A 23,267-nucleotide genomic window follows, 5' to 3' on the forward strand; every position below is an offset into this window, starting at 1 on the left:
CTCGCGGCGTCTCACCGTCCGGGCCGTGTTCGTCCCGACCGCGGGGCGGTCCCTTCGATTTCCTGCACCGCTCTTTCCCGCCCTTGAGACCGAGTACCAGCTAGACTCCCGCATGCGCAAATACTGTCTCGAGTGCGACTGGCAGGTCAGCACCGCCGACGGCTACACCGAAAAAGAGGTGTCCAAAGAGGCGATCGACCACTTCGTCGAGACGGGACACACGGTCGATTCGCTGCGGCTCCCGCCGCCCGTGATCCGTCAGAACTGATCTCCGCGTCGCCGCTCAGCCGCGGCGCTCGAGGACCCGATCGATAATCAGCCGGGTCGAGAGCAGTTGCTCGTCGTCGGTCTCTCGGGCGCTCGCACGGCGCACCTCGCAGTCGATCCCCCGCCGCTCGAGTTCGGCCGCGATTGCCTCGTCGTCGTGGTGCTGGTCGTGACCCAGCGCGATCACGTCGGGGTCGATCTCCTCGATGGGGACGAAGATGTCCTCCTCGTGGCCCAGCAGCGCCTCGTCGACGGACTCGAGTGCGCCGACTACGTCCCGGCGCTGGGTCGCCGGACAGATCGGCTTCTCCTTGTGATCGACGTTCGTCTTGCGGGCGACGATCACGTAGAGTTCGTCGCCCATCGCGGCGGCTTCCGCCAGGTAGTGGACGTGGCCGGGATGGATGATGTCGAAGGTCCCCTGCGCGATGACGGTCCGGCTCATGTCGCCCCCGCGGTCGATCCGGCGGTACGTGGTTTTCGTGGCGATCCCGTCGTCGGTCCGGTACGTGGCATCGTCTCGAGCATGGCGAGTCTCGTCATCGCAGTTCCTCGTCGATATCCGCCTGCGTGAAATCGAAGAAGTCCTCGGTCTCGGGCAGGTCGACGTCGATCACGTTCAGTCCGGTCGGCTGGCCCTTCGAATCGAACGCCTTCCAATCGGTCCGGCGGTAGGGCGCGCCGATGATGACGTGAACGCTGCCCCGACCGAAGGTGTCCAGATCGGCGTTACTCGGGCTGATGACGCCGTTCGGATGGGAGTGGATGCTACCCAACGCCTTCACGTCGTTGGGAATCTGGTTCGTCTTGACCGTCGCGCTGACGCTGTTTGACTCGGTGCCGGGCACCACGAGGATGTCCGTGATGACCAGCCCCTCGCGGTCCAGCCCCAACCGGTCGGCCTCGGTCCCCCGGAGAAATCCCATGTACTCGTTCGGGTGAGTCTCCTCGGAGGACTCGAGGGCAAACTCGAGCGTTTCCTCCGCGATGCCGAGGATCTCGCTCGAGCGAAACAGCGCGTCGAACAGCCCCATGGTCTACGCTGGGGCCTTGCGGTTGCTAAACGTTCCGATGCGCTGGTTCGGAATCGACCCGACCGACGCCGCCTACTCCTTCCCGTCGGTTGCCGACCGGTCGTCGGCCGCTCGAAGGGCACGACCGAGAGACTCTCTCGAGGTCGCGTCCGCCGGGCCGTCGCCCGTCGACAGTGCGGTCGCGGCCCGCGAGACGGTACGCTCGAGTGTCTCGTCGGAGCGGACGAGTCCCGCCTCGGTCGCCCTCGCGATCGAGTCGTCGACGGCGTCGAGACAGGTCTCCATCGCGACCTCCGTGTCGTGGTCCGTTGCGACTTCGACGATCGCCGCCGCGTAGACCGTTACCAGAAACGTCTCCGGGTCGTCGACGAGCGAGCCCGTCGCCCACCCATGAAGCGTCGAGTCGACGCGGCGACACCACGCGTCGGCTCCGTCGCGGATCGCTGCAGCGACTGCGCGAGCGGAGACGGCGACGAGCACGCTCGAGGGATCGTCGGATGCCGCGTTCGTCGCCATCACCTCCGTCCGCTCGCCGACGGCCGCCAGCCACTCGTCCACGTTCGTCCCGTCGGCGTGTTCGCGACCGACCGCCGCGAACGCGTCGCCGTAGATCCGCTCGAGGAAAGTCGTTCGGTCGACATCGAGCCACTCGAGCGCCGACTCCGTCATCACGGTCGCCACTACTTCGCTGACCCCGAACCGGACCGCGTCGCGCTCGGCGTCGGCCGCACGCGCCAGCGCGGTGCCGAATACCGAGACCGCGTAGTCCCGCGGCCGGCACGGATTGTCCGCCGCCGTCGCCGCCGTCTCGATCTGTGACAGCACCGTCTCGACCAGCCGATCGTGCGTCCGTTCGCCGGTATCGGTTCGCGTGAGTACGGCCGCGAGAATCGCCGCGTCCGTGGCTGCGAACGCCTCGAACCACGCCGTCCGGTCTGGTTCGTCGATCGCGTCGCGACGGCTCCGGTACGACTCGACGAGGGACGCGATCCACTCGCGACTGCGGCTGGCGTCGCCCTCGTTCGCCCAGGCCACTGCCGCGTCGCCGTAGACCTCGGTCAGGAACGAGTACGGCTCTTCGACTACCTCCGTCGCCGCGACGGTCAGTCGGTCAGTAATCCCCGTCCACCAGGTATGCTCGCTGCGAGGCGTGACACCGGTCGACGAATCGGCGTCGAACCCCCGCACGTGCGCCGACAGCGCACCGCTGTAAACCGCTGCCAGATACGAGTCGAGCGTCGCTCCGGACGCGTCTGCGGCCGCCCCTCGAGTCACGGTGTCGTCGTACAACTCGAGCCAGTCCGTGAATCCGAGAGCGTCCTCGGAGGGAATCGTCTGGTGGCCGTAGGGGTAGCTCCTGACGCCCTCGTGGTTGTCCTGCTCAACGGCGGCGAACGCTGCGAGGGCGTCGGCGTGGAGGGCCGCTCGGCTCTCCCACTCGTCGTCCGAGCGGTCCGACTCGGCGACAGCGTCGACAAGCCGGTCGTAGCCCGCAAACGACAGTTCGGCCCGCTCGAGGTCGCCGTCCGCGACGATGGCGTGAACGGCCTGTCCGTACGCCTCGGAGACGAACGCGTCGGAGTCATCGATGTCCGCGAGCGCAGCGGTTCGGCGCAGACTCCGACCGACCGCCTCGAACCAGGGGCCGACCCGATCCGCTGGACAGTCGTGTTCGAACGCCCATCGTCCGATCGAGTCGACGTAGACCTGTTGTAGCATCGTCGTTTGGACGTCCGGATCGACGATCAGCGTGGCCGATTCCCTGACTCGTGTCTCCAACTCGTTCGTCCACGCCAGCAGTTCCTCGGGAGACCGCTCGAGGCCCGCGATAGCGCCGAGCATGGACGCGAAGCTGCCAGCGAGTACACGTGCCGTCTCCCGGTCGTCGATGTCGTTTGCGTGCTGTCGGACGTGCGACTCGATGGTGGCGAGGGCAGCTTCGGCCGTGGCGGGGTCGTCGCTCTCGCGGGCGATTTCCCCCACCGTTCGTCCGTACACGACGTGAAGCCAATAGTCCGACCCGTCGGTCGGAACGACCTCGTGGAGGGCCTCGTCGACGCACGCGACGGCACCGATGTTCACCCTCGTCTCGTCCCCGGGGAGTGCGAGTTTCCCCAGTGCCGTCGCAAACGCGGTCGCGAACGGTTCTTGGTCGCCGCCGACCGATTCCCGTCCCACCGGAGTCGCGGTCTCGTTCGTGGCGGCGACGGCGTGCTGTGCGATCGCACCGATCCACTCGTCGGTCGTCGGATCCGCGGTCGCGATGGCGGCCATCGCGGTCCCGTAGACCCCGCCGCGAAACCGTATCGCCTCGTCGGAATCGGCGCACCGATTCCGCCCGACATCGCGAACGAGTTCGTCGACGAGGTCGAGCCACGGCGACCCCGCGTTCGGCCGGTGGGTCGTCGCGAACCCGTGGACCGTTTCGGCGACGATCCGACCGAGGAACGCCTCGTCCAAAGCGTTGTCCGGGACGCCAGCAACGGCCGCGAGCGTACTCTGGTCGGCAACTGGCTCGACATCGATGGGGTCGCGGGACGGCGTTTGGGTCTCGTTCCAGTCCATCGCGTCGAGTAGGTCTTCGGCGATCGTCGCTGGGTCTCGATCGGCGGGGACGGCTGGCTCGTCGAGTGAAACGTCGGTGCGGTCTAGCCACGCCTCCCGCTCGTCACAGCCGGCTCGCTCGCAGCTCGCATCGAACCGGTCGCGATTACTGGTATCGCAGATGAGTATCGCGCCCGTACACACGCCCTCGTCGACCCAGTCGACGATCGCTCGAACGCCGTCGTCGCCGACGATTTGGGCCGGTTCTGCCGCGTACGTCGCAACCACGACGGCATCGGGCGTGGCATCGATCCCGCGGCGAACCCGATCGGGCCGTCGGAGATCGGGGAGCATGATCGTCGCCCCCCAGTCGCTCAGTTCCGCGGCGACGCGGGAGGCGAGTCGTCGCTTCCCGCTCGCCTTCGTCCCGGTGAGGACCACGATCCCGCCGTCGAGCGCCTCAAGCAGGGCTGTGGAGTCGACGTCCGACTGCGGGTCCGTTCCCGGTCGATCGGCGCTCCCGTCCGAGCCGTCGGTCCGATCGGGAAGTTCGTGCGCCGTCGCCGCTGCCCGCAGTTCGTCGAGCCCCTCCGACTGCCAGGCACTGACCAACGGCGACGAACCGTACGTCTCAGGCGATGTCGAGACCGCCTCGAGCGACGAGAACACCGCGTCGATAGTACGGAACGCCTCGGCCCGGTCTTCGAGGAAGTCGGCGATTGCGGCCTCGTCGTCGGCTCGAGCCGCGAGTCGATCGCGAATCGCTCCCCTCGCGGGTTCGGCCGCGAACGTTCGGAGGAAGCCGACGGTACCCGGCGGGAGGTCGAACGCAGCCTCGAGGGCCTCAGCGGCCGCTGGGAGTGGTCGACACCGGACGAGCGGCCCAAACCAGTTCGCGTCATCGACCAGTGCAGCAGCGATAAGCGACGCCGCTGCGGTGACGGGCGGGGCCCGCTCGTTGAACCGTCGCCCGGGTTTGTCGCCACTCGGTACCAGGGGGCGGCCGATGTCGACGAGTGCGTTGCCGAGTGGCTCGATCGAAACGTCTCGGTCCTGAAGCATTCGCCGCACGTCCGCACCGACGAGTACCGGCGTCGATCCGGCGGAAGTCAGCGACAGAAACGCCGCGGGAGTGACCGTTGCGTCGTACCAGCCCAACCGGGCACGGAGTGGGTCGCTCTCGAACCGATACGTCGGATACGCGATCCGCGATCCGAGCTGGGCCCGTCTCTCGTCACCCAGTGGGGACGTTCGCCTCGACGCGACGGCGTCTCGAATCGTTTCGATCGCGTTGGTACCCGCAGCAGGCGGCGTTCTGACCATCAAAACGGTATCCACCGCCTCGACGAACGCCGCGGACACGTCCGACTCGGACCGGCATAGCCAGTCGAAACTTCGGGGTCGGGTCACGAACGCCGCGCCGCCCGCTCGAGTGAGCAACGATTTCTCGCTGCGTTCGTCACCGTACGTCGACCAGGCTTCGTCGGTCAGATCGCAGATCGCGGTCGCGAAGTCATCGACGATCACCAGTTCGTCATCGTCGACAGCCGCGGCCGCCGGCAGTCGCGTGACGGTGTGTCCGACGGCCGCTACGTGGTGGGACTTGCCGACGCATGGTGCGCCGAGAACGAGGGTTACCTCACCTGACTCGATCGAATCAGACAGTTCAACCGGCCTAATCTCCTGTATATCGGTTTCCATGCGAATACTCTAACCGACGCTACCGACGATCAAACGCGACCTGTCGGTTCCGACGGGATACCTTGTTCATTTTAAACTTCCTCATATAAAATACCTGCCGTGATATCGTCGTCTCGCCCCGACGGTACGGGTGGTCCGATCGCGACCGAGAAGCACCGACAGAGCATCGACCGAGGGGCAACCGTGCGCTCCCGGCCACTCGACGTCTCGCGCAGTCGCTCCGCAGGCGGGTTCGACGGCGACGAGTTGGCAGCGCCTCGTCGCCGAGCAGAGCAGCGACGGGCCCGGAACCACTCGGCGCGGACGTACTCGCACCGAACGGCTCTTGATGCGATCCGCGCCGCGAGTCGCCATCGCTTCTTGACAAGGGTTATACGCGACCACCTCCAAAATCCGACTCAAGATGACGCGTGACTCCGCCGGGGAACCCGGCGCAGACGACGGGGGTTCCGTCGTTTACGATCTCGCTCCCGATTGTACCGCTGACGACGTTGAGACCGGCCGCTCCTATCTTGCCGAAATTAACGGCATCGTCGACTACGGCGTCTTCGTCGATCTCTCCGATTCCGTCTCCGGACTCGTCCACGAATCCGTCCTCGAGGGCACCTACGCCGTCGGCGACGAACTCGTCGTCGAACTCGAGAGCGTCCGCGAGAACGGCGACATGGCCTTCGAGCCGGTCGACGTCAGCGACGACTACGAGACCGAGTCGGTCAGCCGCGACTACTCGCTGACCGGCACCGACGGCCTCGAGGGATCGATCGGCGACCAGGTCCACCTCGAGGGCGAGGTGACCCAGGTCAAACAGACCGGCGGCCCGACGATCTTCCACGTCGCCGACGAGAACGGCGTCGTCCCCTGTGCCGCCTTCGAGGAGGCCGGCGTCCGCGCCTATCCCTCGATCGAGGTCGGCGACGTCGTCCGGGTCACCGGGACGCCGGAACACCGCGAGGGCTCGGTCCAGATCGAGGTCGAGGGCCTCTCGAAACTCGAGGGGAAAGACGCCACCGAGGCGCGCGACCGCCTCGAGGCGGCCCTCGAGGAACGGGCCGAACCCCACGACGTCGAGCCGCTGATCGACTGGCCGGCCTTCGAAAAGCTCCGCGAGGACCTCGAGGAAGTCGCGCGACTGCTTCGCCGGACCGTCCTCGAGGGACGCCCGATCCGGGTGCGCCACCACGCCGACGGCGACGGGATGTGCGCCGCCGTCCCCGTCCAGATCGCGCTGCAGCGCTTTATCGCCGATGTCCACGAGGACGCGGACGCGCCGCGCCATCTCATCAAGCGGCTGCCGGCCAAAGCGCCGTTCTACGAGATGGAAGACGCCACGCGGGACCTGAACTTCGCCCTGGAGGACCGCGAGAAACACGGCCAGCAGCTTCCCCTCCTGTTGATGCTTGACAACGGCTCGACGGCCGAGGACGTCCCGGCCTACGAGACGCTGGCCCACTACGACATCCCGATCGTCGCCGTCGACCACCACCACCCCGATCCCGACGCGGTCGGCGACCTGCTCGACGCCCACGTCAATCCCTACCTCCACGACGAGGACTACCGGATCACCACCGGGATGCTCTGTGTCGAACTCGCGCGGATGATCTATCCCGAACTCGGCGAGGAACTCCGCCACGTCCCCGCCGTCGCCGGCCTCTCGGACCGCTCGAAGGCCGACGCGATGGACGACTACCTCGAACTGGCCGCCGAAGAAGGCTACGACGAGAACCGACTGCAAGACCTCAGCGAGGCGCTCGACTACGCCGCCTTCTGGCTGCGGTATAACTCCGGCGACCAGCTGATTCAGGACCTGCTGCAGGTCGACAGCGACGACGAGGATCGCCACCGCGAACTCGTCGAGTTCTTCGCCGACCGCGGCCGCGAGGAGGTCGACGAGCAACTCGAGGCCGCCATGCCCCACCTCGAACACGAGACCCTCGAGAACGGCGCGCACCTCTATCGGATCGACGTCGAGAACTACGCCCACCGCTTTACCTACCCCGCGCCGGGCAAGACCACCGGCGAGATCCACGACCGCAAGATCGAGGAGACCGGCGATCCGGTGATCACGGTCGGCTACGGGCCCGACTTCGCCGTGCTTCGCAGTGACGGCGTCCGGCTGGACATCCCGAACATGGTTTCGGAACTGGAAGCCGAAATCGCGGGCGGCGGCGTCTCCGGCGGCGGCCACCTCGTCGTCGGCTCGATCAAGTTCGTCAGCGGCAAGCGCGAGGAAGTGATCGACGCCTTGGTCGAGAAGATGGCCGAGGCCGACATCGACGAGGCGCTCTCGAGCGCGGCCCCGATCGACGACTGACGGCTCCGACGGTCGCAGGAGCCCCTCTTCAGTCCAGTAGAACTTGCGGTACGTACGGCGAATACATTTATCGGGACGGGAAGTGTAGCGATGCTGTATGCCCGAAGAAGTCCTGTTCAAATCGGAGAGCGACCAGAGCCGAGCGGACATCGCGTCGTATCTCCGGCGTGTTGCTGACAAGCTCGAACGAGGGGATGCAATCACGCTCAAGTCCGGTTCCGAGTCCGTGACGATGGAGCCGCCGGCCCGACCGACGTTCGAGGTCAAAGCCGAACGCGAGGGGCCAACGAGCGGGCCCGGTGAGTTGAGTGTCGAGTTCGAACTCGAATGGAACGAGGACGGCAACGAGGGGGACGGCGGGAGCGGCGGCCAGTTGGAAATCGAGTGAGCGATTAGCAGACGGAGTTCCCGAGAGAGTTGTCCGAGATCGGAGCGGACACGAACGGCCGTTACGATCCGGATTCCGCGCGTGACTCGAGCGAGCGAGGACCGTGGCGAAACGGTCGCAGCCGACGCGTCGTCCCGGCACCGCTATTTTGTTGTAGTTTCAACGCGGAGATCAGTTCCGATGACGCACCCAACCGAGGGCGAGACGAGGACGTTCGAGCGAACGTTCACGGTCGACGACGTACAGCGGTTCGCGGACCTCACCGGTGACGACCAACCGCGCCACACCGAGCCGGACGACGATGGACGAGTGATGGTCCAGGGGTTGTTGACCGCGACGCTGCCAACGAAACTCGGGAGCGATAACGAAGTGTTGGCCAGTACGATGGAGTTTAACTTCCACCAGCCGGTCTACACCGGCGAACCGATCACGTGTCGCTCGACGTTCGACACCGTTAGAGAACGAGATGACCGGTACGAATTCGTCTCGGACGTCGTCTGTGAGAACGCGGCCGGTGAGACCGTCCTGACCGCGGAGACTGAAGGCCTCATTTGGAAAGACGAGTGACTCGAGCAAGGTCCGAGGGAATCGAGCCCGCGCTTCGCACCGACTGCGGCGTGAAACGTCCCGACTGCTGAGCGGACTCTCTCGAGCGTGGAGGGAACTGAAAACCGGGCGGTCGGTCATCGATTCGATTACGACACTGTCGCGGACCGATCAGTCGGCACCGTGACGCGGCGTGTAGCCGCAGTCGTCACAGACGAGCGATTCGTATCGGGTCGAGAGCGCACCCGAACAGTCGGGACACTGGTATTCGGATTCGAGTGAATGCTGGGAGATTGCCATGTGCGATCCGAGGAGCCGAGCGCTGATAAGCTCACCTATTATGACGGTGAAATCATATCGTGTTCCTATGACTCATAGTAGTTCAGCGGCCTGAACGTCGGAAATTCCGATCGGTCGCCGGCTGGCGACGGACACGCGAATTCAGAACTGGTAGCGTCGCTCGTCGTCCATCGAGGGATACTGGTCCGCGCCGGTCATCTCCTCGAAGGTCATCCCCGAGAGGTACTCGTCGTAGGTCACGTCGTAGGCCGTCCGCAGCTGGAAGTCGAGTTTCCCGGTGTCGACGGTCGACTGAAAGAGCATGTGGATCGCCCGCCGGACGAGTTCGTCGGTCTCCTCGGGCTCGAGGGCCGTCTCGAGCAAGGCGAGTTCGTTGCGCGTCTCGCGGTCCAGCGAGAGCGCCAGTTCGTCGCCGATGTCGGTGTAGGTGGCCGTTACGTCGTCGTTGAGATCGTCGAGGCTCATACCCGTGCGGACTCGAGCGGGCCGGATAGGCCTTTCCAGTTCGAGTCGGACCACGTCGCCGGGGGCCGCCCCATTGCGACACTGACTTACAGCCGACGGCGTAACCCCAGCCGATGACAGCAGGGGATGGGGCGCAGCTACCCGACGACCGCGAGGCCGTTCGCGAGGCGTTGATCGCGTGGTACGAGGACGACCATCGGGAGTTCCCGTGGCGGCGGACCGACGACCCCTATGAAATCCTCGTCAGCGAAGTGATGAGCCAGCAGACCCAGCTCGGTCGGGTCGTCGAGGCCTGGGAGGGGTTCCTCGAGCGCTGGCCGACGACAGCCGCCCTCGCGGCGGCCGACCGGGCGGACGTGGTTGGCTTCTGGACGGACCACAGTCTGGGTTACAACAACCGAGCCAAGTACCTCCACGAGGCGGCTCGGCAGGTCGAGGAGGAGTACGACGGCGACTTTCCGGAGACCCCCGCGGAGCTACAGGAACTGATGGGCGTCGGTCCGTACACGGCCAACGCGGTCGCGAGCTTCGCGTTCAACAACGGGGACGCGGTCGTCGACACCAACGTCAAGCGAGTCCTCTATCGGGCGTTCGACGTGCCCGACGACGACGCGGTCTTCGAGGACGCGGCGAACGATCTCATGCCCGACGGCGAGTCGCGAGTCTGGAACAACGCGATCATGGAACTGGGCGGGGTCGCCTGCGAACAGACGCCCTCGTGTGACGAAGCCGGTTGTCCGTGGCGCGAATGGTGTTCGGCCTACGCCAGCGGCGACTTCACCGCCCCCGACGTCCCGACCCAGCCGAGTTTCGAGGGGAGCCGCCGGCAGTTCCGCGGTCGCGTGATCGGCACCCTCCGCGAACACGGCGAACTCGAGATCGATACGCTCGGTCACCGCATCCGCGTCGACTACGTCCCCGACGGCGAGTACGGCCGTGAGTGGCTGACCGGCCTGCTCGAGGACCTCGAGGCCGACGGGCTGGTCGAGTTCGACCGCGACGGTGCGGACGGACCCGTCGCTCGGCTGCGACGGTAGTTACGTGCCGATCGTGTGGAGAAATCGGCGAGAACGGCGGCGACGGAGCGCCGTGGTTTCGTATTCCCTGTCAGCCAAATATCGGTTCTTGGCCACCTAGAAGGAAGACACGGAGGGACTTGTACTTGACCGGAAATTACAGGAATTGAGAACGCATCGATGTCGTTTCGTCTCTTCGTAGAGAGTCGCACCCCGATGAGAGTGTTAAAATTCACACACAAATGGCCGGTAGTCTCCTATAACACGGTCATACCCCGCATATCGTCCCGGCTGAAATTGGATTCGACATGACAGTCATCCGATTTGGGTGGCGGGAAAGGCTACCGGTAGCGAAATCCGTCTATACGTCTTCGTGGTGGGGTTCGGTGATGACCACAGTCGTCGAACTCGAGATTCCGGCAGCGCGACTCGGCTTCGACCGGACCTTCGATCGGGTATCGACGTTCGAGTTTCAGGTCGGGGGGATGATCGGTGACTCGCCGCCGCTGATCTGGGCCGGCGGTCCGGATCGGGACGCCGTCGCTCGGGCGCTCGAGGCCGATCCGTCGGTCGACGTAATCGCCAGCCTCGGCGACGGCGGGGAGTCGCCGACCGGCGCGTCCGACGGCGCCGGGACGGACGTCGGCCCGGGCGATCGCTGGCTGTTCAGGACCGAGTTCGGGGACGCGGCGAAACTGTTTACCGAGATCGTGACCGACAACGACGGCGCGATCCTGACCGCTCGGGGACGGAACGGTCGGTGGCTGGTGAAACTGCTCTTTCACGACCGGGAGTCGGTGTCGGCGTGTCACGACCTGCTCGAGCAATACGAATACCGGGCGACCGTCACCCGGATCAGCGGCGTCGACGACCTCGCGAGCGCACAGACTCCCCTGACCGAAACCCAGTACGAGACGATCTGCAAGGCCCACGAACTGGGGTATTTCGACGTGCCGAGGGGGGTGACACTCAAGGAGTTGGCGGCCGAACTCGACGTCTCCCATCAGGCGTTGTCCGAACGACTCCGCCGAAGCCACGCGGCTCTGGTCAGTGCCGAACTCTCCGAGCGGACCGCACCGATGGCGATCGACCCCTGAGTCCGCCGGGCCTCGGTCGACACGCTAGCAGTTTTCCCGCACCTCTGCGCTCGTAGGTTCCTGGGTGAAACATATCTCGCCGAGTAATACCCAATACATCCTCTTTCTATCGGCAGACAATGACGTTCTTGTTCCAATGGATAGATTTATTGCCCGATAGCCCAATGAGAGTTATGTCGGCGAGACGCCGACCGCCCGACGACCGACCGTCGCTGTGAGCGCCGGTGGATCACCCGTACTCAATCACGATTCGCGGTCATTCGTGGCTGTATGACCGCGTTGCTGTCGGCCGCTCCGGGTCGTTCACGACCCGAGCGTTCGCTTTTGCCGTCAATCACCGAGACACACCGTCGAGGTCAGTATGTTTATCCGTCCGCCTGGTATACAATCACACGAACGTGATCGATCGCGGCCGGACCGACGACCCCGGTGATGCCGCCCGAGACGCGGACGGAGGGGCGATCCCCGCCGAACTGTCACTGGACGACGTCCATCACCTCCTCCAGACGAAGCGTCGCCGGGACGTCCTGCGATACCTGCGGGACGCCGAGGGGCCGGTCCGACTGCGCGAACTCGCCGAACAGGTCGCCGCCTGGGAACAGGAGACGACCGTCGAGGAACTCCGATCCGATGAACGCCAGCGCGTCTATATCTCGCTGTACCAATCCCACCTGCCGAAACTCGACAATCACGGGATCATCGAGTACGACAAGGATCGCGGCCGGGTCGACTCGACGCCGCGGACCGGTCAGCTCGAGCCGTATCTCGAGGGGCCGACCGAAACGGACTCGAGCGACCCGTGGCCCCGCCGGTACGGGGCGACCGTCGGGCTCGGTACTGTGTTCCTCGGCGCGGTGGCGGCCGGGCTCGCTCCGATCGACGGGCTCGTCGCCGCGGGACTCGTTTTGGGTTCGTTCGCAGCCGTAACGGCCGCACACGCGTGGACCGACTCGTAGAGCGACGGGAACGACCCGGCGACGACCGTCAGTCGGCGCGGGAGTGGGCCGTTCCGGTCCGCTCTCGGGACCGCTCGAGGAGTCGGCCGGCGTGAAAGGCGACCGAGAAGTCCTGCGGACTGGGCAGGGCACAGGCGAGCCACCCGATCGCCGCCGCGGCGACGACCGGCGTCTCCGTGGTCAGGTGGCCGGACAGTCCCAGTCCGAAGACGGGCACGGCGAGCAGGGCGGGCGCGAGCGCCGCGAGGCGGAGTGCCCAGGGCGGTTCGGTACCGGTCGGTCGGGGGTGGACGGCGGCCCACGGCCGTGTCGTGACCAGTGCGACGAGGCCGTCGGCACGACCGGGAAAGTAGGAGACGGCGTACTCGACGCGTGCGAGCCGCAGAACCGCGGCGTGTGACCATTCGTGGGCGACCAGTCCGACCGCTACCGCGATCGCGAGGGCCGATCCAGCAACCACCACGTCCGATCCGATCATGGGGAGCGCGCGACACGTCTGCCGCCGGGAACCGGGCGGCGATCGTCTCACGCGATCGGATCGATGGACTCCCGGTGCAAGGGGGGCCGGCTGTACCAGTTGCCGGCTTAAGGTCACGCCGGAGACCGGTCGTATCCGCCAGGCAAGGATTAAGTATTGGTTCGTGGTAGCGAGTGCCATGGCCACTGAGACACTCGAGTTCGGTCACGAGGACCGCAAACGGATCTACGAGTACGTCGAGCGACACGGCGCGGTCGATCCCGACGACACGCGGGAACGGTTGGGGATCGATCCGAGCGGCTTCCGACACCACGTCGCGATCCTCAAACGCGACGGGCGACTCGAGAAAGGCGACGGCAAACTCCGGGTGACGATCGACGCCGGTGCCGAGGAGGAGTACGTCTCGGCGGACCTCGAGTTCCACATCCGACCCGCCCGCCAGGAGGACCTGACGGGGATCGTCGGCGCGATCCGGCAAGTTGCCGAGGAACGAACCTACATCGAGGCCGAGAGCGTCGCCGACGAGATCGATCACGAGGAGGCCCTGCTCCGCCACAACGAACTCGAGTCGCGGATGTTCTTCGTCGCCACCGTCGAGGACGACGTCGTTGGCTGGGTCCACCTCTATGCGCCCGAAATCGACAAGTTGAGCCACACCGCCGAACTCACCGTCGGCGTCTTGGAGGAGTACCGTGGCCACGGCATCGGCTCGCATCTCCTCTCCCGGGGGCTCGAGTGGGCCGGTTCGAACGGCTACGAGAAGCTCTACCAGAGCGTTCCCTCGACCAACGAGGGGGCGATCGCCTTCCTCGAGGGTCACGGCTGGGAGACGGAAGCCGTCCGCGAGGACCACTACAAACTCAACGGCCACTACGTCGACGAGGTAATGATGGCTGCCGAACTCTGAGTTGACAGCCCGATTTATCTGACCGCCCCCGAAACGGGGTAGAACGCACGACGTGCCCCCCACGCGGTTCGAGTACGGGGGACGAGGGGAATCGACCGCCGTACGCGACGTGTCCGCCGCTTCCGCCGGCCCGACCGACGCGAGTGACCGCCGAGGTCGGTCGAATCGAAAGACAATTCCTCCGGACGGCGCTATCGGGAGGTATGCTTTCGATCGCGCTTGCCGGGAAACCGAACGCCGGCAAGTCCACGTTCTACACCGCGGCGACGATGGCGGAGGTCGACGTCGCCAACTATCCGTTCACGACGATCGACGCCAACCGCGGGGTGAGCTATGTCCGGACCGAGTGTCCCTGCCTCGAGCGCGAGGACCGTTGTAACGCCGAGAACTGCGAGGACGGCAAGCGCTACGTGCCGATCGAACTGCTGGACGTCGCGGGGCTGGTCCCCGGCGCTCACGAGGGGAAGGGACTGGGCAATCAGTTCCTCGACGAACTGACGAACGCGGACGTGATCGTCAACGTCGTCGACGCCTCCGGCGGCACCAACGAGAAGGGCGAACCGGTCGATATCGGCGACCACGACCCGCTCGAGGACATCGACTTCATCGAGGAGGAGATGGATCTCTGGCTGGCCGGCATCGTCGACCGCAACTGGGAGTCCGTCGAGCGCAAATCGCGCTCCCCGGACTTCGACATCGACGACGCGCTGGCGGACATGCTCTCGGGCTTCGGTGCCTCTCCCAAGCAGATCGCGACGGTCCTGCGGGAACTGGACTATCCCGACGACCCGATCCAGTGGGACGACGACCACCGCGAGGAACTCGCACGACTGGTCCGCGAGCGAACGAAACCGATCGTCGTCGCGGCCAACAAGATCGACGTCGCACCCGCGGAGAACGTCGAGCGCCTGCTGGACCTGGACAAGCCCGTGATCCCGACCACGGCGGAGGGCGAACTCGCCTTGCGCCGGGCCGCCGAGAACGGGCTGGTCGACTACGATCCCGGCGACGAGACGCTCGAGGTCGGCGACGACGTCAACGACGCCCAGCGCGAGGCCCTCGAGGGACTGGCAGACACCATGACCGAGTGGGGCGGCACCGGCGTGCAGGCGGCACTCGACCACGCCGTCTACGACCTGCTCGATCACCTCACCGCCTACCCGGTCGAGGACGCCTCGAAGTGGTCCGACGGCAGCGGCAACGTCCTCCCCGACGCCTTCCTGTTGCCCGAGGGCTCGACCCCGGTCGACCTCGCCTACAGCGTCCACTCCGACATCGGCGACGGCTACCTCCACGCCGTGAACGCGAAATCGAACCGCGAGATCAGCGAGGAGTACGAACTCGAGGAGGGCGACGTGATCAAGATCGTGAGTACGAACTGATAACAGTAGAGTCGAAGCGCGTTACTCGTTTTCGAGGGCGTCGTAGATCTTGCGGTTCGCGTCCCGGTCAGCTGCTGCCACCCGCTGGACGAGTTCTCGTCGGATGTCGTCCATTACTTCATCGAGGGGAGAATCGGACTCTGAACTTTCCTCGGTCGCCATATCTGGTGTATCGCCCCGACTGCGGTTAATCGTTCGGGTTAGACGAATCACCGGTCAGTTCGTCCAGTCCGTACTGGATGAGATCATCACGCCACTGTTCGATCTCTCCGACGAGGTCGATTTCTCCAGTATGAGAACGAAGGTATTCGATGGTTTCTGCTTCTTCGACGGTCGTCTGATCGGTGCCGAACTGCTTGAGGATCGTCCTGATCTCGTTGTCGTACGTGAACCGATATCCGTTGAGGAAGTAGAACACGACCGTCGTGTTGAGCGCGGTGCGTTTGTTCGCATCGACGAACGGGTGGTTCGCCACCAACAGTCTGAGGAGGTGAAATGATTTCTCGTGAATCGTTTCGGGCACCGTCCCGAAACTCCCACTCTCGATGTAGTTCAGGGCAAACTCGATATCGCCACGATTCTGGACGCCAGCATGCGTGTCAGAGTACTCCGAGACGATGTCGTCGTGGATGGCGAGAACGTCGCCCACTGACGGATACCAGAGCGAGTCTGCCATTCGTTCGTTCAATCAGACTGCACCCGAGGTAATCCTTGCTATTGCAGCGCACGGAGTTTGGCTGTATCTATCCGTTGTGTACGCAGAAGTGCTGATCAAGATCGTGAGCATCAACTGACGGAGAGACGAAACCGGCGTAGATAGAACGGTATTGCTCTTCCGCGGCGAACGCCGTCGGCGTTCGCCTCGCTACCGCTGTAGCGAACCGGGTCGGATCGGGCCGGGTATCGTCGGGTCGGTTCGGAGTCAGTCCGTCGGGAACTGATAGTCGGTCGTGAATTAATCGAGTGGGTGTGAATGCAGTTTTATTATGTATTTTTGTACATCTATGACCGATACGCCATTGGGTGTGCTATTTATCCCGCGAAACGTGGTTGGGTCCGATATGGTGGACAAGACCCTTTCCGCCGACGAAGTCACCCGCGAAGAGGCCGCCGAACGACTGCGAGCGCTGGCCGACGAGATCGATGGGACCGGAGCAACATCGGTCCGTACGGGGAACAAAACGGTCGATCTCACGCCCTCGGAGTCGATCGCCTACGAGGTCGGCGTCCGCGAGCGCTCCTCGATCCTGCGCGGCCAGCGCGAGACGGTCACGGTCAAACTCGACTGGAAGCCGCCGAAAACCACGGAGGGAACCGAAGAGAGCGAAGCCGAGTAGCGGCGCTCTGGTCGGATTCTCCGGGCGGTCGATACCGACGACGGCACGGACTATCGCGATCGCTGTTGGGTAGGGTCGTGCTTTTCTCCGACGGCGACCTACACCCCGCATGACCCCACGTCACACGGGCGTTTCCGAGTCCCGACGCGACCGAGCGATGGCGGCACGGTTGGCCACCCTCGAGGAGCGACTCGAGGCGGCCGAACGCCAACAGCGGCTGCTTCGGACCACGGTCGCCGGGCTGGCCCGCGAGGTCGGCCGCTCGCTGGGCTGTCAGTGCAGTCGCTGTGACGAGAGCTATACGCTGGTCAGGGACGGCTGCATGTACTGTCCTCGCTGTGGCTTCCGGGAGTCGCTGTAGGGCGCTCGGTCTCAGACCAGTCGGCCGAGCGGATCGAACCGGACGGCGGCGACGAGGACCGCCAAGAAGACGTACGAGCCCCGAACGAGCAGCATGGTCGCGAGTTCCGGATCGGCCCGGCGCGCGACAGCGGCGACCGCAGCGAAGGCCAGCGCCGCCACCAGGGCGGTCAGCGGGAAGATCCGCAGGACGGCGAACGCGGTGACGGCGATCAGCGCCGTGGTCATCAGTCCGTAGGCGACGGCATAGGCGCGGTCGGGACCGACGGCGACCGCGACCGTTCGCTTCCGGATCGAGCGGTCGTACGCGTAGTCCTGTGCGTCGTCGATCACCTTGACGCCCGACAACAGGATCAGGAAGACGACGGCGAAGCCGAGCGAGACGGCGGTGATCGTCCCGGCCTGGACGTAGAACCCGCCGAGGATCGAGAGGGCGATGCCGAGCGGATAGCCGGTCGTCGCCGTCACGGGGTTCGTGTCGAGCTGGGGTGCGTGGTGGTAGGCGATCAGCCACGTCGGAACCACGACCGCCAGCACGAGGACGTCGACCAGCGCCACGAGCAGGAGACAACAGCCCGCGAACACCGCCGTCGACGCCGCGAGGCCGATCCGACAGCCCCGTTCGGTCAGCGGGTGGTCGTCGTCCTCGCCGCGGACGTGGAAGTCGACGTAGCCGTCTTTGACGTGGGCCGTGTAGACCGCCGCGAACATCGCGACGACGTGGACCGCTGCGAGAACCGGGTCGACGCTCCCCGCGAGGATCGCGCCGAACAGCGACGCGGCGATCGGCGGCGTCATGAAGACGGGATGGACCTGCGACCAGTACGCTCGAGCGACCGCGCCCGAACCCGTCCCGTCTCTCGCGAGAGCCATACCCGGACGACAACGAACCGACGGATAATACCTCGGGCGGGCACCGAGGTTCCGAAACACACAATTTGATGTGGTGTGCCGTACCACGAGCGAGCATGACGGACGATTATACCGGCGCGGATCTCTTCACTGACGCTCTCGAGACCTACGGCGTCGACTACGTCTTCGGCAACCCGGGGACGACCGAACTCCCGATCATGGACGCGATCGGCGACAGCGACCTCGAGTATCGGCTCGGCCTCCACGAGGACATCGCGGTGGGGATGGCAGGCGGCTACGCACAGCGCCGCCGGTATCACGCCCACCACGACGACTCGATCACGCCGGTCGGCGTCGCGAACCTCCACATCGCGCCGGGGCTTGCCCACGGGCTCGGCAACCTCTACGCGGCAAAGATCACCGGCGCGCCGCTGGTCGTGACCGCGGGCAATCACAGCACCGACTTCCGCCACGAGGAGCCGATCCTCTCGGGCCGGCTCGCGGACATGGCCCGCGAGTACTGCAAGTGGTCCGACGAGGTGCTCGACGTGTCGGCGCTGCCGACGATGCTCCGGCGCGCGTTCCGCGTCGCGATGACCCCGCCGACGGGACCGGTCTTCCTCGGGCTGCCGCTGGACGTGATGCTGGCCGAAACCGACGCCGAACCGGAACGGCTGGGCCCGATCCCCAACGCCGGCAGCGGTGATCCCGGCCAGCTCGAGCGCGCGGCGGAACTGTTAGCCGAGGCCGACGATCCGGTGATCGTCGTCGGCGACCACGTCGCCCGGTCGGGGGCCGACGCCGTCGCCGCGGCGGTCGACCTCGCGGAGGCGACGGGGGCCCGCGTCCACGGGGAGATCCTCGCCTGCGAGGTGGACTTCCCGACCGACCACGAGCAGTGGGTCTCGTACCTGCCGACCAACGAGGAGCTGGCCGCGATGCTGATGGATACCGATACGATACTCTTCGCGGGCTGTTCGACCAACACGACGCTGACCCGCCACGAGGAGGCGCTGGTCGATCCCGACACGACCTGCATCCACCTCTCCGACGACAGCTGGCAGGTCGGGAAGAACCAGCCCGCCGACGCGGCCGTGATCGGCGATCCGGGGCTCGTCATGCAGGGCATCGCCGAGCGCGTCCAAACGAAGCTCTCCGAGGACGTCGTCGCCGACCGCCTCGAGGGAGTCGCCGAGGTCAAGGAGATGGTCGAGTCCCAGATGGCCGGCTACGGCGAGGCCGACGGGGACGATCCGCGGGCCTCGAAGGCCCAGCTGGTCGATGCGATGGAGCGGGTTGCGGGCGACGCCGCGATCGTCGACGAGGGCGTCACCTCGAAGTACGCCATGCTGACGCGGTGGGACCTCGGCCCCGAGCAGTACATCTCGAACAAGGGCGGCGGGCTCGGCTACGGGCTGCCCGCCGCGGTCGGTGCCGCGGTTGCCGAGGAACAGCACGACGATCCCCGGGACGTGGTCGGGTTCATCGGCGACGGCTCCTACCAGTACTACCCCCACTCGATCTACAGCGCCGCCCGCTACGACCTCGACCTGACCGTCGTCATCTCGGACAACCGCAACTACCGCATCCTCAAGGACAACACGCTGGCGATCATGGGCGGCGAGGAAGACGACTACGACTTCGTCGGCATGGACTTCGAGCCGAACGTCGACCTCGTCAAAAACGCCGAGAGCCACGGCGCGCGAGCCGAACTCGTCGAGACGCCCGACGGAATCGAGGGCGCGCTCGAGGCGGCCCTGGACCGTTCGGGGCCGGACGTACTGGACGTACTGGTACAGGACTGAGACGTCGATCCGCGACCGCCTCGAGGGCGGAGCGCCGGCTCTCGGATGGCCGGCCGGTAGACACTTGCGTCTCGTTACTAATTGCTACCTATTCACCGATGGGTTGGGCCGTCTCTCCGTACAGTGCCGTGTTGTTGCTCTCGCTCGTCGTCGCCGTCGGAACCGCGGCCGCGGCGTGGCGGACCCGACCCGAAGCCGGCTCGAGCGCGCTCGCCGCGCTCATGGCGACCGTCGCCGTCTGGCTCGGCGCACACGTCCTCGAGATCGAATCGGCGACGATAGCCACGAAACTGTGGTGGGCCGACCTCCAGTGGATATGTGCTGCCGTTATTCCGACACTATTCGTCGTCTTCGCGCTCCAGTATACGGGCGAGGACCGCTGGCTCACCCGGTCTCGACTGGGGCTGTTGTCGATCGAGCCACTCGCCATGATCGGCGCGTTGGCGATCAACGACCGCACGTTCGTGCTGTGGGGGCCGCCGGTCGAGGAACCGATCTCGATCGGGAGTTGGTGGGCATCGTCCGCGACGGTCGCGACCTCGGAACCGGGGCTCGGGCTGTTCGTTCACCTGGGGTACGCGACACTCTGTCTGGCGATCACGTCGGTCCTCGTCTTCCGGCTGATCGCGCGGACCGAGCGACTCTACCGGTGGCAGGGAGTCGCCGTCTTCGTCGCGATCACGGTTCCCTGGGGGGCGGCCGTCCTCTCGGCGGCGTCGCTCGAGATCGTCGGCACGACGCCGATCGGCTTTACCGTCACCGGCCTCGCGATTACCTTCGGCCTCTATCGATACCGGCTCCTCGAGATCGCCCCCATCGCCCGCAGCGAGGTCGTGACGAACCTCGAGGACGGCGTGCTGGTCGCCGACGCCGATCGCCGTATCGTCGACAGCAATCCGGTCGCGCGGGAGATATTCGCGGACGAGCGAGACGCTCTCGTCGGGGAATCGATCGACGACGTAATTCCGATCGATGTTGACGCGGTGATCGACGAGTCCCGCGACCGAGACCGGGTGGACGCCGCGACAACGGCGGGAAACGCCGACACGATGCAGTTCTCGCTCGACGGCGGACGGACCTATTACGATCTCTCGATCTCGTCGATCGACGACGGGCGCGGGTACTCGGCCGGCTGGACGATCGTCGTCCACGACGTGACCGAGCGGGTCCATCGCGAACGCGAACTCGAACGCAAGAACCGAAGACTCGACGAGTTCGCGAGCGTGGTCAGCCACGACTTGCGGAACCCGTTGACGGTCTCGAAGGGGTATCTCGAACTGCTCGAGGAGGAGTACGACCCGGCGTACGTACGGACCGTCGCCGAATCCCACGAGCGGATGGAACAGCTGATCGACGACGTGCTGACGCTCGCTCGGCAGGGCCAACGCGGGCTGGATCCCGAGCCGGTCGCACTCGCGGCCGTCGCACACGAGGCGTGGTCGACGGTCGATACCGCGGGGGCGACGCTGTCGGTCGTCGACGAGCGAACGATCGTCGCGGATCGGACTCAACTCCGGCAGTTACTCGAGAACCTGTTCCGAAACGCGATCGACCATGGGGGGCGATCGGGGGCCGAAACCGACGGCCGCGACCTGACCGTCACCGTCGGCACGCTCGAGGGTGGGTTCTTCGTCGCCGACTCGGGGACGGGCTTCGAGGGCGATCCCGAGGAGATTTTCGACTCCGGCTATACGACGAGCGAGCGCGGGACGGGACTCGGGCTGTCGATCGTGGCGGACATCTGCGAGGGACACGGGTGGTCGGTGATCGCGACTGACGGGGACGGGGGCGCACGGTTCGAGATCACCGGCGTCGAGCGACACGAAACGGCGACTGACGACCGGTCCGACGGGACGTCATCCGGGGTCGGAGCGGCCGAGTAACGACCCCCGCGTAGTCAGGAACGCCAATAGGCCGGCGTCAGGATCACCAGCACGGAGAGGATCTCGAGCCGGCCGATCCACATCAGGAAGGTCATGTACAGCTTCGCGGCTCCGGAAAACGGCTCGTAGCTGTTCATCGGGCCGACGACGCCGACGCCCGGCCCGACGTTGCCGAGCGTCGCGATCGTCGCGCTGATCGCCTCAAGTGCCGTCAGCTCGAGGCCGGGCGTTCGATAGGCGTCGAGAAAGAGCAGGACCGTCGAGACCGCAAACAGCGTCAGAAAGAGGACGATGAAGACGAAGATACCGTGGATCGCCTCCTCGTCGATGACGTCGCCCGTGTCGCCCATCCGAACGGGCCGAACCGCCTGCGGGTGGACGGTCGTGAACAGTTCGCGTTCGATGGACTTCCCGACGACGTACCAGCGGATGATCTTGATCGAGCCGGCCGCCGACCCCGCCGAACCGCCCAGAAACATCGCGAACAGCAAGATTACCTGCGTCGACTCGCTCCAGGTGTTGAAGTCCATGCTGGCGTAGCCGGTCGTCGTCACGATCGCCAGCGTCTGAAAGAGCCCGTGGCGCAGCGATCGCTCGAGGCTGCCCGGGATCGCGGCGACGCCGTCGGGGACCGTCGCGAGGCCGACCCCGAGAAAGAGCAGGGCCGAGAGGAGGGCACCGACGACGCCCATCGACAGGAGATAGGACCGGAACTCGGCGTTCCCGGTCAGCCGATCGGGCTTGCCGCGCCAGACGTGCCAGTAGAGCGCGAAGTTCGTCCCGGCGACGATCATGAAGGGCATGACCGCCCACTGGACGATCGGTTCGAAGGCCTCGACGCTGCGTCCCTCCGGCGAGAAGCCGCCGGTCGGCAGCGTCGTGAGTGCATGCGAGACGGCGTTGTAGAAGGTCATGTTCGGGGCCAGTCCCGCGAGGTGGAGCCCGTAGTAGACGACCACGGCCGCGAGCGTGAACCAGACGTAAATCAGCCAGAGCGCCCGCGCCGTCTGTCTGATCCGCGGGGTCAGCTTCTCGACCTGAATGCCGGGCGCTTCCTCCCGGATGAGCTGGGTCCCACCGACGGAGAGTTCCGAGAGGATCGCGACCATGAGGACAATGATCCCCATCCCGCCGAGCCACTGGGTGAGCTGTCGCCAGAGCATGATCGAATGCGAGTGCGTTTCGACGGAGATCTCGCCCATCACCGTCGCCCCGGTCGTCGTGAATCCGGACATCGACTCGAAGAGGGCGTTGATCGGCTGCGCGATCGTCCCCGTTCCGGCGACGAGATACGGGATCGTCCCGACCAACGGCAGGACCAGCCACGTCAGCGCCACCAGCAGGAACGCCTCGCGGTGTTCGAGGTCCGGCTCGGGCTCGAGGCGCTCGAGCCCCATCCCGACGGCGACCGCGACGACCAGCGCGACCAGAAACGGGAGCGGGCTCTCCCGGTAGAACAGCGCGACCGCCGTCGGCACCAAAAGCGTCAGCGAGAGGGACTTCAACACGGTGCCCAGGAGGCTGCAACTCGAGCGGACATCGACGTGAATCCTGCCAATCATAGCTGAGAGCGTGACCGAACCCACCGTCGGCCGGCGAACAGTAACTACTACGGAAGAATTGTAGCAGCGCAATAAA

23 protein-coding genes are annotated in these 23,267 nt (G+C 65.7%); 13 read left to right on the forward strand and 10 right to left on the reverse strand.

Translation table 11 applies throughout. The annotated features are described in order from the left end of the window. Positions 1–112: 112 nt before the first annotated feature. The gene (locus NP511_RS19420) at positions 113–268 is read left to right on the forward strand and encodes a hypothetical protein (RefSeq protein WP_162834903.1); all 156 of its coding nucleotides are present in this window, start codon (positions 113–115) and stop codon (positions 266–268) included. A gap of 15 nt (positions 269–283) precedes the next feature. Here NP511_RS19420 and NP511_RS19425 read toward each other — a convergent pair whose 3' ends face one another. The 3 genes from NP511_RS19425 to NP511_RS19435 form a co-directional block, all read right to left on the reverse strand. Further along, positions 284–712 (reverse strand): FAD synthase family protein, encoded by a 429-nt coding sequence (locus NP511_RS19425; protein ID WP_049966747.1) that lies wholly within the window; start codon positions 710–712, stop codon positions 284–286. Positions 713–806: 94 nt separating this feature from the next. Beyond that, a complete protein-coding gene (locus tag NP511_RS19430; protein WP_049966748.1) occupies positions 807–1,301 on the reverse strand; it encodes a Mov34/MPN/PAD-1 family protein in 495 nt (164 codons plus the stop codon). Between the two features lie 72 nt (positions 1,302–1,373). After that, positions 1,374–5,546: a hypothetical protein gene (locus tag NP511_RS19435; protein ID WP_049966749.1), complete on the reverse strand. Its 4,173-nt coding sequence runs from the start codon at positions 5,544–5,546 to the stop codon at positions 1,374–1,376. A gap of 403 nt (positions 5,547–5,949) precedes the next feature. On the opposite strand from NP511_RS19435, the gene han reads away from it, so the two are divergent. The 3 genes from han to NP511_RS19450 all read left to right on the forward strand — a co-directional run bounded on the left by han (position 5,950) and on the right by NP511_RS19450 (position 8,812). Next, positions 5,950–7,857, forward strand: a complete 1,908-nt coding sequence (gene han, locus NP511_RS19440; RefSeq protein WP_049966750.1) for a Hef-associated nuclease — start codon at positions 5,950–5,952, stop codon at positions 7,855–7,857. A 97-nt stretch (positions 7,858–7,954) separates the two neighbouring features. Beyond that, positions 7,955–8,245, forward strand: a complete 291-nt coding sequence (locus NP511_RS19445) for an amphi-Trp domain-containing protein (protein WP_006650786.1) — start codon at positions 7,955–7,957, stop codon at positions 8,243–8,245. Positions 8,246–8,425: 180 nt separating this feature from the next. Beyond that, the gene (locus NP511_RS19450; RefSeq protein ID WP_006650787.1) at positions 8,426–8,812 is read left to right on the forward strand and encodes a MaoC family dehydratase; all 387 of its coding nucleotides are present in this window, start codon (positions 8,426–8,428) and stop codon (positions 8,810–8,812) included. A gap of 150 nt (positions 8,813–8,962) precedes the next feature. Here the strand turns inward: NP511_RS19450 and NP511_RS19455 are convergent, their stop codons facing one another. Continuing rightward, the gene (locus NP511_RS19455) at positions 8,963–9,091 is read right to left on the reverse strand and encodes a hypothetical protein (protein WP_006650788.1); all 129 of its coding nucleotides are present in this window, start codon (positions 9,089–9,091) and stop codon (positions 8,963–8,965) included. Positions 9,092–9,232: 141 nt separating this feature from the next. Beyond that, on the reverse strand, positions 9,233–9,556 hold the full coding sequence (locus NP511_RS19460) for a ribbon-helix-helix protein (protein WP_006650789.1): 324 nt from the start codon (positions 9,554–9,556) through the stop codon (positions 9,233–9,235). A gap of 113 nt (positions 9,557–9,669) precedes the next feature. Between NP511_RS19460 and NP511_RS19465 the strand changes: the two genes are divergently transcribed. The 3 genes from NP511_RS19465 to NP511_RS19475 all read left to right on the forward strand — a co-directional run bounded on the left by NP511_RS19465 (position 9,670) and on the right by NP511_RS19475 (position 12,625). Next, on the forward strand, positions 9,670–10,593 hold the full coding sequence (locus tag NP511_RS19465) for an HhH-GPD family protein (RefSeq protein WP_049966751.1): 924 nt from the start codon (positions 9,670–9,672) through the stop codon (positions 10,591–10,593). 368 nt (positions 10,594–10,961) lie between these two features. Then, a complete protein-coding gene (locus tag NP511_RS19470; protein WP_006650791.1) occupies positions 10,962–11,669 on the forward strand; it encodes a helix-turn-helix domain-containing protein in 708 nt (235 codons plus the stop codon). Between the two features lie 398 nt (positions 11,670–12,067). After that, on the forward strand, positions 12,068–12,625 hold the full coding sequence (locus tag NP511_RS19475; protein WP_006650792.1) for a DUF7344 domain-containing protein: 558 nt from the start codon (positions 12,068–12,070) through the stop codon (positions 12,623–12,625). A 28-nt stretch (positions 12,626–12,653) separates the two neighbouring features. Here NP511_RS19475 and NP511_RS19480 read toward each other — a convergent pair whose 3' ends face one another. Beyond that, entirely contained in the window at positions 12,654–13,103 is a 450-nt protein-coding gene (locus tag NP511_RS19480) for a hypothetical protein (protein WP_006650793.1), read from the reverse strand. 178 nt (positions 13,104–13,281) lie between these two features. On the opposite strand from NP511_RS19480, the gene NP511_RS19485 reads away from it, so the two are divergent. After that, entirely contained in the window at positions 13,282–14,010 is a 729-nt protein-coding gene (locus NP511_RS19485; protein ID WP_049966752.1) for a GNAT family N-acetyltransferase, read from the forward strand. A gap of 203 nt (positions 14,011–14,213) precedes the next feature. After that, positions 14,214–15,392 (forward strand): redox-regulated ATPase YchF, encoded by a 1,179-nt coding sequence (locus NP511_RS19490; protein ID WP_049966753.1) that lies wholly within the window; start codon positions 14,214–14,216, stop codon positions 15,390–15,392. Positions 15,393–15,413: 21 nt separating this feature from the next. Here the strand turns inward: NP511_RS19490 and NP511_RS19495 are convergent, their stop codons facing one another. Together NP511_RS19495 and NP511_RS19500 are read right to left on the reverse strand one after the other, a co-directional pair. After that, entirely contained in the window at positions 15,414–15,554 is a 141-nt protein-coding gene (locus tag NP511_RS19495; RefSeq protein ID WP_162834904.1) for a hypothetical protein, read from the reverse strand. Positions 15,555–15,579: 25 nt separating this feature from the next. Next, positions 15,580–16,068 carry a type II toxin-antitoxin system death-on-curing family toxin gene (locus tag NP511_RS19500; RefSeq protein ID WP_049966754.1) on the reverse strand — a complete coding sequence of 163 codons (489 nt, stop codon included), beginning with the start codon at positions 16,066–16,068 and terminating at the stop codon, positions 15,580–15,582. Positions 16,069–16,453: 385 nt separating this feature from the next. Here NP511_RS19500 and NP511_RS19505 point away from each other — a divergent pair, with 385 nt between their 5' ends. Both NP511_RS19505 and NP511_RS19510 read left to right on the forward strand, forming a co-directional pair. Then, the gene (locus NP511_RS19505) at positions 16,454–16,729 is read left to right on the forward strand and encodes an amphi-Trp domain-containing protein (protein ID WP_049966755.1); all 276 of its coding nucleotides are present in this window, start codon (positions 16,454–16,456) and stop codon (positions 16,727–16,729) included. 157 nt (positions 16,730–16,886) lie between these two features. Further along, positions 16,887–17,090 carry a hypothetical protein gene (locus tag NP511_RS19510; RefSeq protein ID WP_006650800.1) on the forward strand — a complete coding sequence of 68 codons (204 nt, stop codon included), beginning with the start codon at positions 16,887–16,889 and terminating at the stop codon, positions 17,088–17,090. An 11-nt stretch (positions 17,091–17,101) separates the two neighbouring features. On the opposite strand, the gene NP511_RS19515 is transcribed toward NP511_RS19510, so the two are convergent. After that, on the reverse strand, positions 17,102–17,962 hold the full coding sequence (locus NP511_RS19515) for a UbiA family prenyltransferase (RefSeq protein ID WP_049966756.1): 861 nt from the start codon (positions 17,960–17,962) through the stop codon (positions 17,102–17,104). 95 nt (positions 17,963–18,057) lie between these two features. Here NP511_RS19515 and NP511_RS19520 point away from each other — a divergent pair, with 95 nt between their 5' ends. After that, positions 18,058–19,746 (forward strand): thiamine pyrophosphate-binding protein, encoded by a 1,689-nt coding sequence (locus NP511_RS19520; RefSeq protein WP_049966757.1) that lies wholly within the window; start codon positions 18,058–18,060, stop codon positions 19,744–19,746. 98 nt (positions 19,747–19,844) lie between these two features. Next, on the forward strand, positions 19,845–21,629 hold the full coding sequence (locus NP511_RS19525) for a sensor histidine kinase (RefSeq protein ID WP_049966758.1): 1,785 nt from the start codon (positions 19,845–19,847) through the stop codon (positions 21,627–21,629). 14 nt (positions 21,630–21,643) lie between these two features. Here the strand turns inward: NP511_RS19525 and NP511_RS19530 are convergent, their stop codons facing one another. Further along, entirely contained in the window at positions 21,644–23,191 is a 1,548-nt protein-coding gene (locus NP511_RS19530) for a TrkH family potassium uptake protein (protein ID WP_049966759.1), read from the reverse strand. Positions 23,192–23,267: the final 76 nt, after the last annotated feature.

The organism is Natrinema thermotolerans, assembly GCF_031165565.1.
GTDB classification, from domain to species: Archaea; Halobacteriota; Halobacteria; order Halobacteriales; family Natrialbaceae; genus Natrinema; species Natrinema thermotolerans.